18 protein-coding genes are annotated in these 14,505 nt (G+C 38.0%); 11 read left to right on the forward strand and 7 right to left on the reverse strand.

The window, feature by feature from the left end; genetic code table 11:
* Positions 1-37: 37 nt before the first annotated feature.
* On the reverse strand, positions 38-1,324 hold the full coding sequence (gene mobB, locus AAGV28_RS12670; protein ID WP_373407138.1) for a conjugal transfer protein MobB: 1,287 nt from the start codon (positions 1,322-1,324) through the stop codon (positions 38-40).
* An 8-nt stretch (positions 1,325-1,332) separates the two neighbouring features.
* Positions 1,333-1,764 (reverse strand): conjugal transfer protein MobA, encoded by a 432-nt coding sequence (mobA, locus tag AAGV28_RS12675; RefSeq protein WP_041516032.1) that lies wholly within the window; start codon positions 1,762-1,764, stop codon positions 1,333-1,335.
* A 699-nt stretch (positions 1,765-2,463) separates the two neighbouring features.
* Between mobA and AAGV28_RS12680 the strand changes: the two genes are divergently transcribed.
* Genes AAGV28_RS12680 through AAGV28_RS12695 form a run of 4 tightly spaced genes read left to right on the forward strand, consistent with a single transcriptional unit; the run spans position 2,464 to position 4,601 of the window.
* Positions 2,464-3,231, forward strand: coding sequence for a ParA family protein (locus AAGV28_RS12680; protein ID WP_055133802.1), 768 nt, complete (start codon positions 2,464-2,466; stop codon positions 3,229-3,231).
* A gap of 12 nt (positions 3,232-3,243) precedes the next feature.
* A complete protein-coding gene (locus AAGV28_RS12685; RefSeq protein ID WP_373407139.1) occupies positions 3,244-3,648 on the forward strand; it encodes a DUF3408 domain-containing protein in 405 nt (134 codons plus the stop codon).
* Positions 3,648-3,953, forward strand: coding sequence for a DUF3408 domain-containing protein (locus AAGV28_RS12690; RefSeq protein WP_373407140.1), 306 nt, complete (start codon positions 3,648-3,650; stop codon positions 3,951-3,953). The genes AAGV28_RS12685 and AAGV28_RS12690 overlap by 1 nt, the downstream gene beginning before the upstream one ends.
* A gap of 12 nt (positions 3,954-3,965) precedes the next feature.
* On the forward strand, positions 3,966-4,601 hold the full coding sequence (locus AAGV28_RS12695) for a conjugal transfer protein TraD (protein WP_373407141.1): 636 nt from the start codon (positions 3,966-3,968) through the stop codon (positions 4,599-4,601).
* Between the two features lie 30 nt (positions 4,602-4,631).
* Here AAGV28_RS12695 and AAGV28_RS12700 read toward each other — a convergent pair whose 3' ends face one another.
* From AAGV28_RS12700 to AAGV28_RS12720, 5 genes are read right to left on the reverse strand one after another with little or no spacing between them, the layout of a single operon-like run.
* Positions 4,632-5,240: a toll/interleukin-1 receptor domain-containing protein gene (locus AAGV28_RS12700; RefSeq protein ID WP_094771423.1), complete on the reverse strand. Its 609-nt coding sequence runs from the start codon at positions 5,238-5,240 to the stop codon at positions 4,632-4,634.
* Between the two features lies 1 nt (position 5,241).
* Positions 5,242-6,126: a DUF4231 domain-containing protein gene (locus AAGV28_RS12705; RefSeq protein WP_332656091.1), complete on the reverse strand. Its 885-nt coding sequence runs from the start codon at positions 6,124-6,126 to the stop codon at positions 5,242-5,244.
* Complete coding sequence (locus AAGV28_RS12710; protein WP_373407142.1) at positions 6,126-6,710, reverse strand: TIR domain-containing protein; 585 nt, start codon at positions 6,708-6,710, stop codon at positions 6,126-6,128. Before AAGV28_RS12710 ends, AAGV28_RS12705 begins: the two co-directional genes overlap by 1 nt.
* Before the next feature lie 7 nt (positions 6,711-6,717).
* Positions 6,718-7,122 (reverse strand): TIR domain-containing protein, encoded by a 405-nt coding sequence (locus AAGV28_RS12715; protein WP_373407143.1) that lies wholly within the window; start codon positions 7,120-7,122, stop codon positions 6,718-6,720.
* A gap of 1 nt (position 7,123) precedes the next feature.
* Positions 7,124-8,356, reverse strand: coding sequence for a TRAFs-binding domain-containing protein (locus tag AAGV28_RS12720; RefSeq protein WP_373407144.1), 1,233 nt, complete (start codon positions 8,354-8,356; stop codon positions 7,124-7,126).
* A gap of 233 nt (positions 8,357-8,589) precedes the next feature.
* Here AAGV28_RS12720 and AAGV28_RS12725 point away from each other — a divergent pair, with 233 nt between their 5' ends.
* From AAGV28_RS12725 to AAGV28_RS12755, 7 genes are read left to right on the forward strand one after another with little or no spacing between them, the layout of a single operon-like run.
* The gene (locus tag AAGV28_RS12725) at positions 8,590-8,895 is read left to right on the forward strand and encodes a DUF4134 domain-containing protein (protein WP_373407145.1); all 306 of its coding nucleotides are present in this window, start codon (positions 8,590-8,592) and stop codon (positions 8,893-8,895) included.
* An 11-nt stretch (positions 8,896-8,906) separates the two neighbouring features.
* Positions 8,907-9,239, forward strand: a complete 333-nt coding sequence (locus AAGV28_RS12730; RefSeq protein ID WP_113667130.1) for a DUF4133 domain-containing protein — start codon at positions 8,907-8,909, stop codon at positions 9,237-9,239.
* Complete coding sequence (locus tag AAGV28_RS12735) at positions 9,236-11,740, forward strand: TraG family conjugative transposon ATPase (protein ID WP_373407146.1); 2,505 nt, start codon at positions 9,236-9,238, stop codon at positions 11,738-11,740. The genes AAGV28_RS12730 and AAGV28_RS12735 overlap by 4 nt, the downstream gene beginning before the upstream one ends.
* Positions 11,741-11,767: 27 nt before the next feature.
* Positions 11,768-12,400: a DUF4141 domain-containing protein gene (locus AAGV28_RS12740; RefSeq protein ID WP_131910543.1), complete on the forward strand. Its 633-nt coding sequence runs from the start codon at positions 11,768-11,770 to the stop codon at positions 12,398-12,400.
* A gap of 2 nt (positions 12,401-12,402) precedes the next feature.
* Positions 12,403-13,398 (forward strand): conjugative transposon protein TraJ, encoded by a 996-nt coding sequence (gene traJ, locus AAGV28_RS12745; protein WP_373407147.1) that lies wholly within the window; start codon positions 12,403-12,405, stop codon positions 13,396-13,398.
* A 21-nt stretch (positions 13,399-13,419) separates the two neighbouring features.
* The gene (gene traK / locus AAGV28_RS12750; protein ID WP_131910545.1) at positions 13,420-14,043 is read left to right on the forward strand and encodes a conjugative transposon protein TraK; all 624 of its coding nucleotides are present in this window, start codon (positions 13,420-13,422) and stop codon (positions 14,041-14,043) included.
* 11 nt (positions 14,044-14,054) lie between these two features.
* Positions 14,055-14,486: a hypothetical protein gene (locus AAGV28_RS12755; protein ID WP_131910546.1), complete on the forward strand. Its 432-nt coding sequence runs from the start codon at positions 14,055-14,057 to the stop codon at positions 14,484-14,486.
* Positions 14,487-14,505: the final 19 nt, after the last annotated feature.

Consider the following 14,505-nt stretch of genomic DNA (forward strand, 5'->3'; position numbering starts at 1 on the left):
ATTGGCGGTATTTGGCGGTATTTGACTAACATGTTTATTACTGACTTCTTTTGCGTTTACGCTTCTTCTTCATTTTATTAGCAAAATCTTGTTCCTCATAATCTTCGCCCTGTGCTTCGTGAAGCAAACCTCCTAATGCTTCAATCAAACCGTCTTCGTGTTTTTCAATAGTATTTAGGAAGTCGAACAAGTGATGAGGTTTTTCCGCAAAAAGATCTGCATCATTTGGTCTTGATATTTTCGATTGTAATTCAACTGGCTCTTTTATCCCAGATTTGATATTATTATTCGAATAATCATTAAAGGTATTGGCAGAAAGTTCCTTGCCCAAACGTGAACCGTTCCAAACCGTTTTAGAATTGTGGTCTATAAAAGTTATACCATAAATTCGACCTGTGTCATTTCTACGAACCACAACGTTAATGCCCTGTTCGCTCAACTGATTTTTAAAAGCCTGTTCGTTATTTGTAGATTGCAGGGCAAAGGTAACGGCAGCTTTAATGGTTGGTTTTGTCGGGTGGTTTTTTAAAACCTCTTTGCTTTTGGCAAAATGCAATTCCAAAGCTGGAAGCCCTGCGTTTTTTCCGAATAAGGAAGCCTTGAATGGATGTCCGGCTCTTTCGCCTTTCTCATTTAACGGGATGTACAATAAACCCTGTCGTACCTGTCCCCGCAATTCGCCTTCCACTTTTTCGGTGGTAATATTAAACAGGGAAAGCAAAGCATTGTATTCGCCCAAAGTCTGAAATTTATAATAATTCGGTAGATGTCGAACCACTGAAGCTATCTGACTTTTTACATCTCCAGCTTTGTAATTTACAGGACAGAAAATCTTATCGTTCTGTTTATGTTCCTTATCCGTTGCAGGGATCAACCCGTGTTTTCTTTCCAGTTCACGGCAAATATTCATAGACCGCATTTTTTCGAATTTGTCCGAAATCTTTTTGCCCTCTTCGTCCACGCAAACCGATACGATATGAATGTGACTGCGGTCAATATCGGTATGTTTAAATACCACAAAAGGCTGTTCGCCGTAACCCATTTCCCGCATATACTGCTCTGCCATTACCCGATATTTATCATCGCTTACCTTATCTTTCGGGTCAGGATTGAGCGAAATATGCAACGTATGTTTTTCTGTATTTCGGTTCGCTATCAAATAAGGCGCAAAAGATTGGGCTAATTGTGCCACGGAATAATGCCCGTTAGCAGTTTCAATCATCTTATTGGCAAACAAAATTTTTCCATTTTCATTCTCCACTTTGAGCTGATTGTATGCCAATGCTCCGTATACATTTCCACTTCTGCCGATTTTTGCTATCATTTCTAAGACTATTTTTTCAAATGTTTTGCCTCAAATTCTTCAGTTATCTGAATGATTTTTTGGCATAGCATCGCCATTTCAGCCGTCTGTTTTTCTAATTTGTAAAGGAACGCTGCGGCTTTTTTCTCGGAAAAATTCTTGTACAATAGTTTTACAATCTGGTTATAATTTACTCCTACGGAGCGAAATTGACTGTGAAACGAGGTCAATCGCATATAAAAATCAACCGTTCCCTTGTCAATTTTAACCGATTTCATTTCCTTACTGAACAGCAGGGAAATGATAAACTTTGCTTTATTGGGCATTCCCGATGCTTCAAAAAGCGATAAAAGTTTGGCATTTTCTTCGTCTGTAAGACGGAAAACGTGGCGGTGGATGCTTGGATCGGTTTTCGGTGTCCGTCCGCCCTTATTCTGTTTTTTGTTACTGTTCTCGTTCATCACTAATCCATTTTTAATCCACACAAAACCTCGACTTCGGAGAGCGTTTTCTGCCCCCTGCTAAGGGCAAGTTGTTTTGAGGCACTAACTCGGTTTCGAGTGCCTCAAAACACAACTTGCCGTGTTCCGTTGAACACAAAAATCCGCCCTGCGGGACGGATTAAATGTAACAGGGAAAAACGGCTCGATGCCGTTCCCGTTACCCTCCGATTTGTCAAAAGAATTTTGCATAAATCCATTAATAAAAATCATTGTACAAAGTAAAGCCCTGTTTACGAAAGCATTGTATTGTATAGCAGTGCCAAACACTGCCTTTGAACGCCAAACACTGCCACACCGCAATCAGCGGGCAAATCAATCGCTTTATTTGCCGTATAATTTTAGTGCAGGTAGTAAAAAATGTATCTAAACAGAGAAGAAAATCAAGTTTGCAAACAAGCGGTTTGGAATAAAAGCATAGGGTTTTAAAAGCATAAAACAATAAAAGTGTAAAAGCATAAAAGCGGTAAAGCAATTTACCTGTTGCAAGGTTTGCCACTTACCAAAGAATGTACCTGACAAGGCAAAAATGAAAGCAGATACCTGTGCAGGAAAGTACCCAAAAGGGAATGCAGGAATATAGGAATGAGGTAATAATCAGATAAACCAATATTCAATCCTGCAAAACAAATAAAGTGTGTAACAATAAATTTTTAAATAATGGAAACAACAAAGAAAACTTTAAAAATCAGCTTCTCCACCCAAAAAGGCGGTGTGGGAAAATCTACAATGACCACTTTGCTGGCAAGTGTGCTTCACTACCGTTTAGGTTTTAATGTGCTGGTGATGGACTGCGACTTTCCGCAACACAGCCTGACCAATATGCGTGAACGGGATAAGAGAACCATAATGCAGAACGACTACCATAAAAAGGCGGCAATGAAGCAGTTTCAAGCCATCAACAAAAAAGCGTACCCGATTATTAAATGCAAAGCTGAAACAGCTTTGGAGAAAGCATCGGAATACAGAAGCCAGTCGGTGGTTGTACCGGATGTTATTTTCTTCGACCTGCCGGGAACAGCCAATACCAAAGGCGTACTGACTACCTTAAAAAAAATGGACTTCATCTTTTCGCCCATTACTGCCGACCGTTTGGTAGTGGAAAGTACATTGGGCTTTACCAAAGCCTTTCTCGGACTTCCCCAAACGGACGAGGGCAATCCCGAACAAGAGATGTGGCTATTTTGGAACCAAGTGGACGGCAGGGAAAAAACAGGTTTGTATGATGCGTATCAAAGTGTCATCAAAGAACTCAACCTGCCTATAATGGAAACAAGAATAATGGATAGCAAGCGTTTCCGAAAGGAAACAGACGATACAGGTAGTTATGTATTCCGGTCAAGTTTGCTGCCTGCCGAACCACAGTTAATGAAAGCAACTAAAATGGATTTGTTTGTCGAGGAATTTTTAAAAATCACTCATCTATAAAAATAGTAAACTATGGCTTCAGATAACAAAAACAATGATTTTGAAAAGCCCAATGTTGATGAGGAATACCTTATGAACGTCATAAGCGGCGATGAGCTTGTTGCTCCACTGAGCAATAACAAAAAGCAGGATGTACCAAAGGAAACAAAGCCCAGAGAAAAAGCCCGAAACAGTTCATCAAAGAAAGCGGACTACGAGGAAACATTTTTGGTCAATCGATTTCCATCGGGACGTAACGGCAAGGTCGTTTACATACGCCCTGAATACCACGAAAGATTACTCCGCATCGTTCAACTGACAAGGGAAGAAAGAACTACGCTCTACTCTTACATTGACAACATTCTTGAAAATCATTTCAGGGAGTACGGGGACGATATTACCGATTATTTCAATGAACATTTTAAACCCATTCTATAATGAAAAAAGAAAAAAAGTACAGGAAAGGCGTTGCATCTGGCAACAGCTCCGATACAGTTAGCAGTAAGGCTAAAACAACCTATGAACAAGCATTTATGCAAATGAATAGAATGCAGAAAAGAGGCAATAAAAGCATATACCTAAGCCCTGAACATCACGAGCGTTTAACCCGTATAGTCCAGATTATAGGCGATGATAAAATACCCTTGTTTGCCTATCTCAATAATATTCTTGAACATCATTTTAAAGTGTTTGAAGATATGATTACAAAAGAGTTCAACGAAAAGTATAAAGGCTTGTTTTAAAAACCCTACGTTATGGAAACAGTAATTGTGATATGCCTGCTGATTGTCATTGTCCTGCTTTTGCAGGATAAGATTGTCATTCATAAAAGGTCAAAGCAAGAACCTTCGCAGAAGAAAGTCAATCTGAACCTGCCCGATATTATGGGGCAACCTAAACCCGTAGAACGCCTTTCAGTGCCAAACACTGCCAATGAACGCCAAATTGAGGAACCGGAGATAAACCCTGCTAATTTAGACATTGAATACGACGAAAATGAAAACGTCGGCATTCAAATCCGCAAGGAAGAGCTGGACGAAGTTTTCAGAAATATGCCTGATTTGGAGGAAGAGGAAGAAGAATGGAACAGGTACGGAATATTTGGTGGCGATAACAGTCTTGCCCAAGGGGTTACCTATGAAGAACTAAGCTCCGTAGGTGTTTTGCTCCAAAAAGAAAATTTGGAACAATCTCAAAAGGAAACAGCGGTAGCGATAGTTCAAAGATTGCAGGGTACTGAATTATTCAGTTTACTGGAAAATTCCATCGAGGGTGCTTCCCAAAAAATTGCCGAGCTTTTGGATAGCACGCTCTCATCTGAAACGGAAGCCGGTTCTTCCATTTTGCGGAAAAATGATTTGAGTGATTTTGACATTGGGGAGTTTTTATAGACTTCCCAGTGTCAAAATTTTATGTACTTTTTAAAGTTGCCAATTTAAGACATTGTCTAACGGATGTTGTGCTTGGGAATTTGAAAAAACTCTATGCTCAATAATTAATGATTTCTCTAGTCTATCAGTAATCTTTGAAATGTATTCATTTAGACTTTTCGTGCCTTTTATTACGTAACCAACCTGTAAGTAATCGGGTAGACTTTTTTCAGCGATATCTTTTAAAGTCAACACCGACAATTTAATACGGTCTTCCTTAGATACTAATTTCTCTTGATCAAGAATTGAAGCATGACCATAACCAACTTCAAAAGGTACCCACTGAGATTTATATGTTTTGTCGGAAACAACTACCATCATATGAGTACTTTCTTTAATTCCATTTTTAATACTTTCAGTAATTTTAATGGGATCTCCTACTGATGAGGCATATTGTAATTTACTATCCTCTTCGTCAAGATAATAATCAATACCTGCATTTTTTAAATAATTCGCTATTTCTTTGCAAGCATATTTATCCTCTCTTTTATGGCTTAGAAACACACAAGGTCTTTTACTTAATGTATCATCCCTTAATGATTTTAATAGCCAAGAAATATTTTCATTTAAGTTTGCTTTATTAAATCCTTTTTCTAACATTTTACATCCTTTTTTGAGCTAACCACATAGTATGTTCCCTTGACATTGCATTTTCTGAATCCAAAACATATTCAGAAAATTCATTATCTGATAAATCTCTATTCCCTTCAGCCTTAATTAAATTCAATTCAGAGTTTGCAGTAGTATAAGCTTCTTTATTCTCTTGGTATTTTTTTACTTGTAACCAACTAAATCCACTTGCTGCTATAGTCGAGAATACTCCAACAAAATTAAAGTTGGAAGACGGAAATTTCACTAAAAAAGCTATAGAAATTAAGGCTAAAAATTGAAGAATAATTATTGCAAAAAACCAAATATCATATTTCAATTTACTGTCATCTGCCTTTGAAGAATACCAGTCAATCTGATTTTGAATTCTATTATCTAAATAATATTTCTTTTTGTCATTCAAAGACAAATTACGTATTCTCTTCATTTCACCAGTAATAATTGGTGAACTTAATTGTTTTGAACTTAATACGTTATTGAGGTCGCTAAACTCGTTGTTGATTTCTCTAATTCTTTGAATAAATCTTCTATCTGCTTCTTCGTCTGAAATATGATTTTCAAAATATTCAGAAGCCATAATAAATCTCCAAGTCAAAGTTTTACATGACTCAGCGAGTGCACGACCTCTATACCAAATATCTTCATATTTTCTTACTTTTAGGAAAATAGATATGAGCATTGCTCCAAGAAGTAATATTCCTGATATTATATAGATAATGGTTTTAGATTCATCAGTTTGATAATTGTAAACGGAGATAATAGCTGACAAAACCATTAGCAACAAATCCAATCCAAACAAACGGATATACCAAAATTGTGCTTTTTTAGAAGCATTGTCTCCTGCAACAAAATAATTGGGGTAGTTATTATCATTCATTATGGTTTTACTTTTGTTTTTTCTGAGATAGGTTGATTTCTTTTATTAAACGCTCTGTCTATATGCGTTTCTGGATTGGAGCAGAAATCATCCCATTTAACAAGAACACAGTATCTGTCATCTTCTCCCCAAGCACATTTATCGTTAGGAATATAGTAATTGTGCGAAAATTCTTTTATGACAGTATTTCCATTGATTCGAACAGTATTATGGTGACTTCCACACTTAGAGCACGAATAACTCCCTCCATATATCTTATCTGTCATTGAGGGCAGAACAACACCTAAAATGCCGTTTTTTGTGTTACCAACGCCATTGTATAAAGAAGCTTGTAATTCTCTTTTAAGGAAGTTTTGATTTTCATAAGGTAAGTTCTCTGCCGATTTTTCACCAATCAAAAAAATTGTAACAGTAGAATCAGATAAATAATTTTCACGAATTTTTCTCATTATGTAATCTTCATCTTCAGAATCGATAGGTTCATGCAAAGATTTATCAATCATATCTACATCTAGATGGTCGTGGATATACTTTTTATAAGGCATATCTTCAGTTTTAAACGAAATAAAGCATTTATGAGCCATAGAATATTTATTTAGCATGATTTCTAATTGCCTCAACTATGCTCTCGGTACTCCATTTTACATCCACGACAGATCTTGAATAAACCTCTTGGGATATTCTTTCCTGTCCTCTAGGTATAACTCCAATGATTGGGATACCCAAAGATTTTGCTGTGTCTAATTCCCAAGGCATCCAATCACTATGAGATGCATATATTCCTGCTAATGCTAGCACAACATCAGAAGTTGAAATTTTAGCTCTCAATTTAGCTTTTATATAGCTGGCATTTGTAGAATTTATTGGGACATCTTTTGATGCTTCAGTAAATTCAACATTAAAATAACCTCTAGAATTTAAGAGGTTTTGTAAATCTGTTAGGTCACTAGAATAAGACCAAGAATGACTGATGAAAATTTTGTAGTTTTTTGCCATATTAATTGTTTAAGTTTTGAATATGTTTTTTTGAATTATTATATGTTTCAAGTTCCCAGTCTAATGGGGATTTTTCCATAAACAATGCTTCATTCTCTTTAAATTCAGCATCATTATTTAGAGCTAGATGACAATTTGCAAGGGTCGCATAGATCCACTTTAAATCACTCCTAATTAAAAAATCTTCATCCAATTGTAAATTATCAATAATATCAATAATCTTTCGACGAGCTTTTTTAGCCTCTAACTTACAATATATTTTCTCTTCCTCATCAGCAATATAAGCTCCTTTTAAATCCAGACATAGTGCATAGTTTTCACCTGTATAATAATCTGAATTTATAGCAAATCCTTTATCATAATATTTTATTGCTCTGTCCAAATATTCAATTTCATTATTGTCAATTAACCACAATCTTTTGTAGATTGCACCTGTAATTCCTAATGTCTCAGGGTCATTTGTAGTTCTACCATCAGGTTCTAACTGGGTTATAATAGTTAGAGCATCTTGTAAAGCAATTTTTTCAGAGGGTACTTTACTCTTATAGGTACACAAAGCAAGTTGTTGAATAAAATACGAATCATTATTAATTTTATCACTTGCTTTTTTCCAATATTTAATAGCTTCAATAAAATTATTTTTTGCCATTTCAACCTTAGCTTGCTCAACTAATGCGAAAATTAATTTTTCCTTTTCAGCAAGCTCCTTGATCAATTGGATATACTCATCTTCAGGGAGTACATAAGGTTTGACAGATTGAATGTGTTGAAATAAAGGACTGTCAACTTCTTGTGACTTCTCAATACTCAAAATTAGTCCCGTAAGAGCTCCTTGACAGCGTGTTGCTTCAGTTGCAGAAATATCTTCTCCCATATGAGAATATGTAAAAGTCTTGTTGTGATTAATATCGAATGGAATATTTCCATCTTTTTCTTTCATAACAATTGTTGAAAAAGGTTTGGCTGCGTGTCTAATTCCTAATTCGTAGATAGCATTTGGATTAAACGTTGTTATATCGGCGATTACTAAGTCTGAATAGATTAGTAAGCCATACATACTCCTATCAATTAAACCAGATTCTTGGACTTCATCACCTCTTACACATTCATATCCCGCGGCAATAACGGCAGGTTTTATTATATTATGATAAGTCTTATCAAGATCAAAGGTCTTTCCTAGAGTGGGATCTGTTTTTTTTCCATAGCCCATTATTACAAAACATATTTTCTTCATTTGGTTTTGGTTTGTTTATATGTGATTTCTTATCAAAAAGATAACCAATGTTTTAACACTGTCATTATGTCGGTATTGAGGTTTTTGATGCAGATTTTTTGTCTGCAAAGCCACCCACCGCCAAACAATTCCTTTGACTGCCACTTTGTTATAACGCCCTGATTTATGAAACACCTTTGTCCCGAAAGTCCGCAAGGTGCGGGAAAATAGTAACAAAATAATGTGTTTCAATTATGAAAAAACAAAGAAGAAAAGTTTTGCTGGCAGCCGTGGCTATGCTGTCAGGAATTGGTGCGTTCGCACAGGGAAACGGTACAGCAGGTATCAACGAGGCTACCCAAATGGTAACCTCTTATTTCGATCCTGCCACACAACTCATCTACGCCATTGGTGCCGTAGTAGGTCTCATCGGAGGTGTTAAAGTGTACAACAAGTTCAGTTCGGGTGATCCTGATACGAGCAAAACGGCGGCTTCGTGGTTCGGTGCGTGTATTTTCCTCATCGTAGCGGCAACCGTCCTTCGTTCATTCTTTCTTTAATCCCTTGCCTTATGAGTAATTATAACATCAATAAGGGTATTGGAAGAACGGTGGAATTTAAAGGGTTGAAAGCACAATACTTGTTCATTTTCGCAGGTGGATTGCTCGGCACCCTAATCCTCGTGATGATATTATATATGATCGGGGTTAATTCTTATATCTGTCTTTTTCTTGGAGCAGGTGGTGCTTCGCTGATTGTGTGGCAAACCTTCTCACTAAACAGAAAATATGGCGAACACGGATTAATGAAAATAGCGGCTAATAAACGGCATCCTCGTTACATCATTTGTCGCAAGCCTGTACATCGTTATTTAAAGTTTACCACTAAATCCAATGTACGATGATAAATACAGCAAAATCAACAACACTGGAAAGCAAGTTTCCATTATTGGCGGTAGAGAACAATTGTATTCTGTCAAAGGATGCGGACATTACTGCCTGCTTTGAAGTACGTCTGCCGGAGCTGTTTACCGTGGCTTCTGCTGAATATGAAGCTATCCATTCCGCTTGGCATAAGGCTATCAAAACCTTGCCAGATTTCACGATAGTCCATAAACAGGATTGGTACATCAAAGAAAATTATGCGCCAGATCTGGCAAAAGATGACCAAAGTTTTCTAGCAAAATCCTACCAACGCCATTTCAATGAACGTCCTTTTCTGAACCATTATTGTTATCTATTTCTAACTAAAACGAGCAAAGAGCGTATGCGAATGCAGAGTAATTTCAGTTCGCTTTGCAAAGGAACGCTGATACCGAAGGAAATCAGGGATAAGGAAGTGATACATCGCTTTATGGAAGCCATTGCACAATTTGAACGTATCGTAAACGATAGCGGGTTTATCAAACTGCAACGGTTGACCGAAGACGAAATCATAGGTACAGATGGAAAGCAGGGATTATTGGAGCAATACCTAACATTATCAAGAGAAGTTGGAACACCGATGCAAGACATTGCATTGGGTGGCGAAGAAATTCGTATTGGTAACAAAAGATTGTGCCTGCACACTTTATCTGATACCGACGATTTACCCGGAACAGTATCTGCTGATACCCGTTTTGAAAAACTATCTACCGACCGAAGCGACTGCCGTTTGTCGTTTGCTGCACCTGTGGGATTGCTGTTAAGCTGTAATCATATTTACAACCAGTATTTGTTTTTGGATAATAGCGAAGCCAACCTGCAAAAGTTTGAAAAGTCTGCAAGAAATATGCACTCGTTGGCTCGCTACAGTCGGGCAAATCAAATCAACAAAGAGTGGATAGAAGAATACCTGAATGAGGCACATAGTTTTGGACTGTCATCCATCAGAGCGCATTTCAATATTATGGCTTGGTCAGATGATGCCAACGAACTAAAACAAATAAAAAATGATAGTGGTAGCGCTTTGGCATTAATGGAATGCAAACCACGCCACAACACTACGGATGTAGCAACACTATATTGGGCAGGAATGCCGGGTAATGCAGGCGATTTTCCGAGTGAGGAAAGTTTTTACACGTTCATTGAACCTGCTTTGTGTTTTTTTACAGAAGAAACCAATTACGACAATTCGCCATCGCCATTTGGCATTAAGATGGCTGACCGATTGACCGGAAAGCCTATTCATTTGGATATATCGGATTTACCGATGAAACGGGGTATCATCACGAACCGGAACAAGTTTATACTGGGTCCTTCGGGAAGTGGAAAATCGTTTTTCACTAACCATATGGTTCGCCAATATTATGAGCAAGGTACTCACGTTTTGTTGGTTGATACTGGCAATTCTTATCAGGGTTTATGCGAACTCATCAAAGGCAAAACCAAAGGCGAAGACGGCGTTTACTTTACTTATACCGAAGATAATCCTATTGCCTTTAATCCTTTCTACACCGATGATGGTGTGTTTGACATTGAAAAAAGAGAAAGTGTCAAAACCTTGATACTTACCCTTTGGAAACGTGATGATGAACCGCCGACCCGTTCGGAAGAAGTTGCATTATCAAATGCCGTAAGCGGTTACATCGAACGCATTAAACAAGATGATATTTTTCCATCCTTCAATGGTTTCTATGAATATGTGAAAGGCGATTATCGTAAGGTATTGGAAGAAAAACAAGTAAGGGAAAAAGACTTTGACATTGCCAATTTTCTCAATGTTTTGGAACCTTATTACAAAGGTGGCGAATATGATTATCTGTTGAATTCCGATAAACAATTAGATCTGCTTTCCAAACGCTTTATTGTGTTTGAGATTGATGCCATCAAAGACCATAAAATCCTCTTTCCAATTGTGACCATCATCATTATGGAAGTCTTCATCAACAAAATGAGAAGGCTAAAAGGTATCCGAAAACTCATCCTGATTGAAGAAGCCTGGAAAGCCATCGCCAAAGAAGGAATGGCTGAATACATCAAGTATTTATTCAAAACGGTAAGGAAGTTTTTTGGCGAAGCCATTGTGGTAACACAAGAAGTGGACGATATCATCCAATCGCCCATTGTAAAGGAAAGTATCATAAACAACAGCGATTGTAAAATCCTGCTCGACCAGCGAAAGTATATGAACAAGTTCGATGATATACAGGCAATGCTAGGACTTACAGATAAGGAAAAAGCGCAAGTACTTTCTATCAATATGAACAACGACCCATCACGACTTTACAAGGAAGTATGGATTGGCTTGGGTGGAACACACTCTGCGGTATATGCCACAGAAGTTAGTTTGGAGGAATATCTCGCATACACCACCGAAGAAACCGAAAAACTGGAAGTGATGCAACTCGCATCTGAACTGGATGGCAATGTAGAACTCGCCATTAAACACATCGCTATGCAACGGCGTGATAGTGCAAATCAATAATTCATTAACAATTTAAAATTTAAGAAAATGAAAAAAATCATTTCTATGGTGTGTATGGCATTAACGCTTGCCGTAGCACCGTCCGCAAAAGCACAATTCGTGGTTACAGATCCTGCAAATCTGGCTTCAGGCATCCTCAATAGTGCGAACGAAATTATACAGACTTCTTCCACTGTAAGCAATGTGGTTAAGAATTTTAAGGAAGTGGAAAAAGTGTATAAGCAAGGCAAAGAGTATTACGACAAACTACAGGCTATAAACAACCTTGTAAAAGATGCTCGTAAAGTGCAACAAACTGCTTTGTTGGTAGGTGATGTTTCGGAAATGTATGTGCAGAATTTTGGCAAGATGATGAACGATCCAAATTTTTCGCCACAGGAATTGGTAGCCATCGGCAACGGTTATTCTTCATTGCTAAATGAAAGTACGGAACTGCTAAAGGAATTGAAGCAGATTATAACGTCGTCCAGCCTTTCGCTAAATGACAAAGAGCGTATGGATGTTATCGACCGTGTGTACAAAGAGGTAAAGGATTATCACAGTCTTGTTCGCTATTACACCAACAAGAACATATCTGTAAGCTACCTGAGAGCGAAAAAGAAAAACGATGCCAAACGAGTGCTTGACTTGTATGGAACTTCTAACCAAAAATACTGGTAAAAATGGAATGGAATAATCTTCACGAAGAACTGCGTTCGCTGTACGATGATATGATGCCACTTGCCGGTGATATGGCAGGAGTAGCTAAAGGTGTGGCCGGATTAGGCGCTTTGTTCTATGTGGCATTAAAGGTTTGGCAGGCTTTAAGCCGAGCCGAACCAATTGATATGTTTCCATTGTTACGTCCGTTTGCTTTGGGACTTTGCATTATGTTTTTCCCAACAATCGTGTTGGGAACCATCAATGCAATTCTCAATCCGATAGTAACAGGAACCCATTCCATTCTCGAAGACCAGGTACTTGACCTCAATAAATTGCAACAGCAGAAAGACCAATTGGAATACGAAGCAATGGTAAGAAATCCCGAAACCGCATATATGGCATCGGATGAGGAATTCGATAAGAAATTGGAGGAATTGGGCTGGTCGCCTTCTGATGTGGGAACAATGGCAGGAATGTATATGGACAGGCAAGCCTACAAGATTGAGAAAGCAATAAAAGAATGGTTTCGCAATTTACTGGAAATACTTTTTCAGGCGGCAGCATTGGTTATTGATACTATAAGAACATTTTTTCTGATAGTGTTGTCCATACTCGGACCAATTGCCTTTGCTATTTCCGTGTGGGACGGTTTTCAATCCACGCTCTCGCAATGGTTTACAAGGTATATAAGTGTTTACCTCTGGCTTCCTGTTTCAGATTTGTTCAGTTCAATGTTGGCAAGGATACAATCGCTGATATTGGAACGGGACATCGAAATGCTTGCCGACCCAACCTATATACCCGATACTTCCAATACTGTGTATATCATTTTTATGATAATTGGTATCGTGGGGTATTTTACAATTCCAACGGTAACGGGCTGGATTATTCAGGCAGGGGGTGCCGGAAACTTTACCCGTAATGTTAACCAAGCTGCAATGAAATCGGGAAATCTTGCCGGAGCCGGAGCTGGTTCAGTTGCAGGAAATATTGGTGGCAGGCTAATCAATAAGTAAACAAAATTAATCATTTAAGAAATGGAATTTAAAACACTCAGAAATATCGAAAACAGCTTTAGACAGATAAGGTTGTATGCCATTGTGTTTGCCGTTCTATGCATTAGCGTTGTAGGATATGCCGTATGGCAGTCCTACAGCTTTGCAACAGAACAACGCCAAAAAATTTATGTACTGGACAATGGAAAATCATTGATGTTGGCTCTTTCGCAAGATGCGTCCATCAACCGCCCGGTTGAGGCAAGGGAACACGTAAGACGTTTTCACGAACTCTTTTTTACACTTGCACCCGACAAAAATGCCATTGAAAGCAATATGAAACGGGCGTTCAATCTTGCCGATAAAAGTGCCTTTGATTATTACAAAGATCTTTCCGAAAAAGGCTATTATAACCGTATCATATCGGGTAATGTACAGCAACGTATCGAGGTGGATAGTGTGGTCTGCAATTTCGACAATCATCCTTATGCAGTGCGTACTTACGCTAAGCAATTCATCATCCGTTCCAGCAATGTGACAAAGCGAAGCTTGGTAACGTCCTGTTTCCTTGTAAACTCTGTCCGTTCAGACAATAACCCGCAAGGTTTCAATATTGAAAAATTTGCCGTGGTAGAGAATAAGGACATTGAAGTTATTCAACGTTAAAATCAAAGATTATGAAACAGTTACTTGATTTAGACACATTCGTGAAAACACTGACAGATAAAGGATACAACGGTTACTTCCAAACGGAAGCATCTTATCCTGGCAAGTTAAAAGAAAGCATTAGTGAATACTTGGAAGCCTCTCACAACGGTACAAAAAAACCGAATAGACACGAACTTTTTTTATTATCGACTTACCTCCAATGGAATGGAGATGACAAGCCGAGGATTGAATGTAATATGTGGATAAGACATGAAAACGGCATTTTCGATGTACAAAAGATGGACATTGAAAGGACAGACCGCTACGGACAACTATTGAAGAAATCAGAACTAACAAATCTTTCAACAGGTTCGGTTCCTATATTAAAGGAAGCCGTAGCCGAAGTGTCTGAAGATCCTAAACAACACATTTCTTCCCAAAAAAGAGGGTTTAAAATGTGATAGCCAATAATAATTTAAG

The sequence above is a fragment of the Flavobacterium zubiriense genome (genome assembly GCF_041729725.1).
Lineage (GTDB): Bacteria > Bacteroidota > Bacteroidia > Flavobacteriales > Flavobacteriaceae > Flavobacterium > Flavobacterium zubiriense.

Coding starts and splice junctions, on each gene's coding strand:
- mobB (WP_373407138.1), bottom strand. CDS start 1,324: ATGATAGCAAAAATCGGCAGAAGTGGAAATGTATACGGAGCATTGGCA.
- mobA (WP_041516032.1), bottom strand. CDS start 1,764: ATGAACGAGAACAGTAACAAAAAACAGAATAAGGGCGGACGGACACCG.
- AAGV28_RS12680 (WP_055133802.1), top strand. CDS start 2,464: ATGGAAACAACAAAGAAAACTTTAAAAATCAGCTTCTCCACCCAAAAA.
- AAGV28_RS12685 (WP_373407139.1), top strand. CDS start 3,244: ATGGCTTCAGATAACAAAAACAATGATTTTGAAAAGCCCAATGTTGAT.
- AAGV28_RS12690 (WP_373407140.1), top strand. CDS start 3,648: ATGAAAAAAGAAAAAAAGTACAGGAAAGGCGTTGCATCTGGCAACAGC.
- AAGV28_RS12695 (WP_373407141.1), top strand. CDS start 3,966: ATGGAAACAGTAATTGTGATATGCCTGCTGATTGTCATTGTCCTGCTT.
- AAGV28_RS12700 (WP_094771423.1), bottom strand. CDS start 5,240: ATGTTAGAAAAAGGATTTAATAAAGCAAACTTAAATGAAAATATTTCT.
- AAGV28_RS12705 (WP_332656091.1), bottom strand. CDS start 6,126: ATGAATGATAATAACTACCCCAATTATTTTGTTGCAGGAGACAATGCT.
- AAGV28_RS12710 (WP_373407142.1), bottom strand. CDS start 6,710: ATGGCTCATAAATGCTTTATTTCGTTTAAAACTGAAGATATGCCTTAT.
- AAGV28_RS12715 (WP_373407143.1), bottom strand. CDS start 7,122: ATGGCAAAAAACTACAAAATTTTCATCAGTCATTCTTGGTCTTATTCT.
- AAGV28_RS12720 (WP_373407144.1), bottom strand. CDS start 8,356: ATGAAGAAAATATGTTTTGTAATAATGGGCTATGGAAAAAAAACAGAT.
- AAGV28_RS12725 (WP_373407145.1), top strand. CDS start 8,590: ATGAAAAAACAAAGAAGAAAAGTTTTGCTGGCAGCCGTGGCTATGCTG.
- AAGV28_RS12730 (WP_113667130.1), top strand. CDS start 8,907: ATGAGTAATTATAACATCAATAAGGGTATTGGAAGAACGGTGGAATTT.
- AAGV28_RS12735 (WP_373407146.1), top strand. CDS start 9,236: ATGATAAATACAGCAAAATCAACAACACTGGAAAGCAAGTTTCCATTA.
- AAGV28_RS12740 (WP_131910543.1), top strand. CDS start 11,768: ATGAAAAAAATCATTTCTATGGTGTGTATGGCATTAACGCTTGCCGTA.
- traJ (WP_373407147.1), top strand. CDS start 12,403: ATGGAATGGAATAATCTTCACGAAGAACTGCGTTCGCTGTACGATGAT.
- traK (WP_131910545.1), top strand. CDS start 13,420: ATGGAATTTAAAACACTCAGAAATATCGAAAACAGCTTTAGACAGATA.
- AAGV28_RS12755 (WP_131910546.1), top strand. CDS start 14,055: ATGAAACAGTTACTTGATTTAGACACATTCGTGAAAACACTGACAGAT.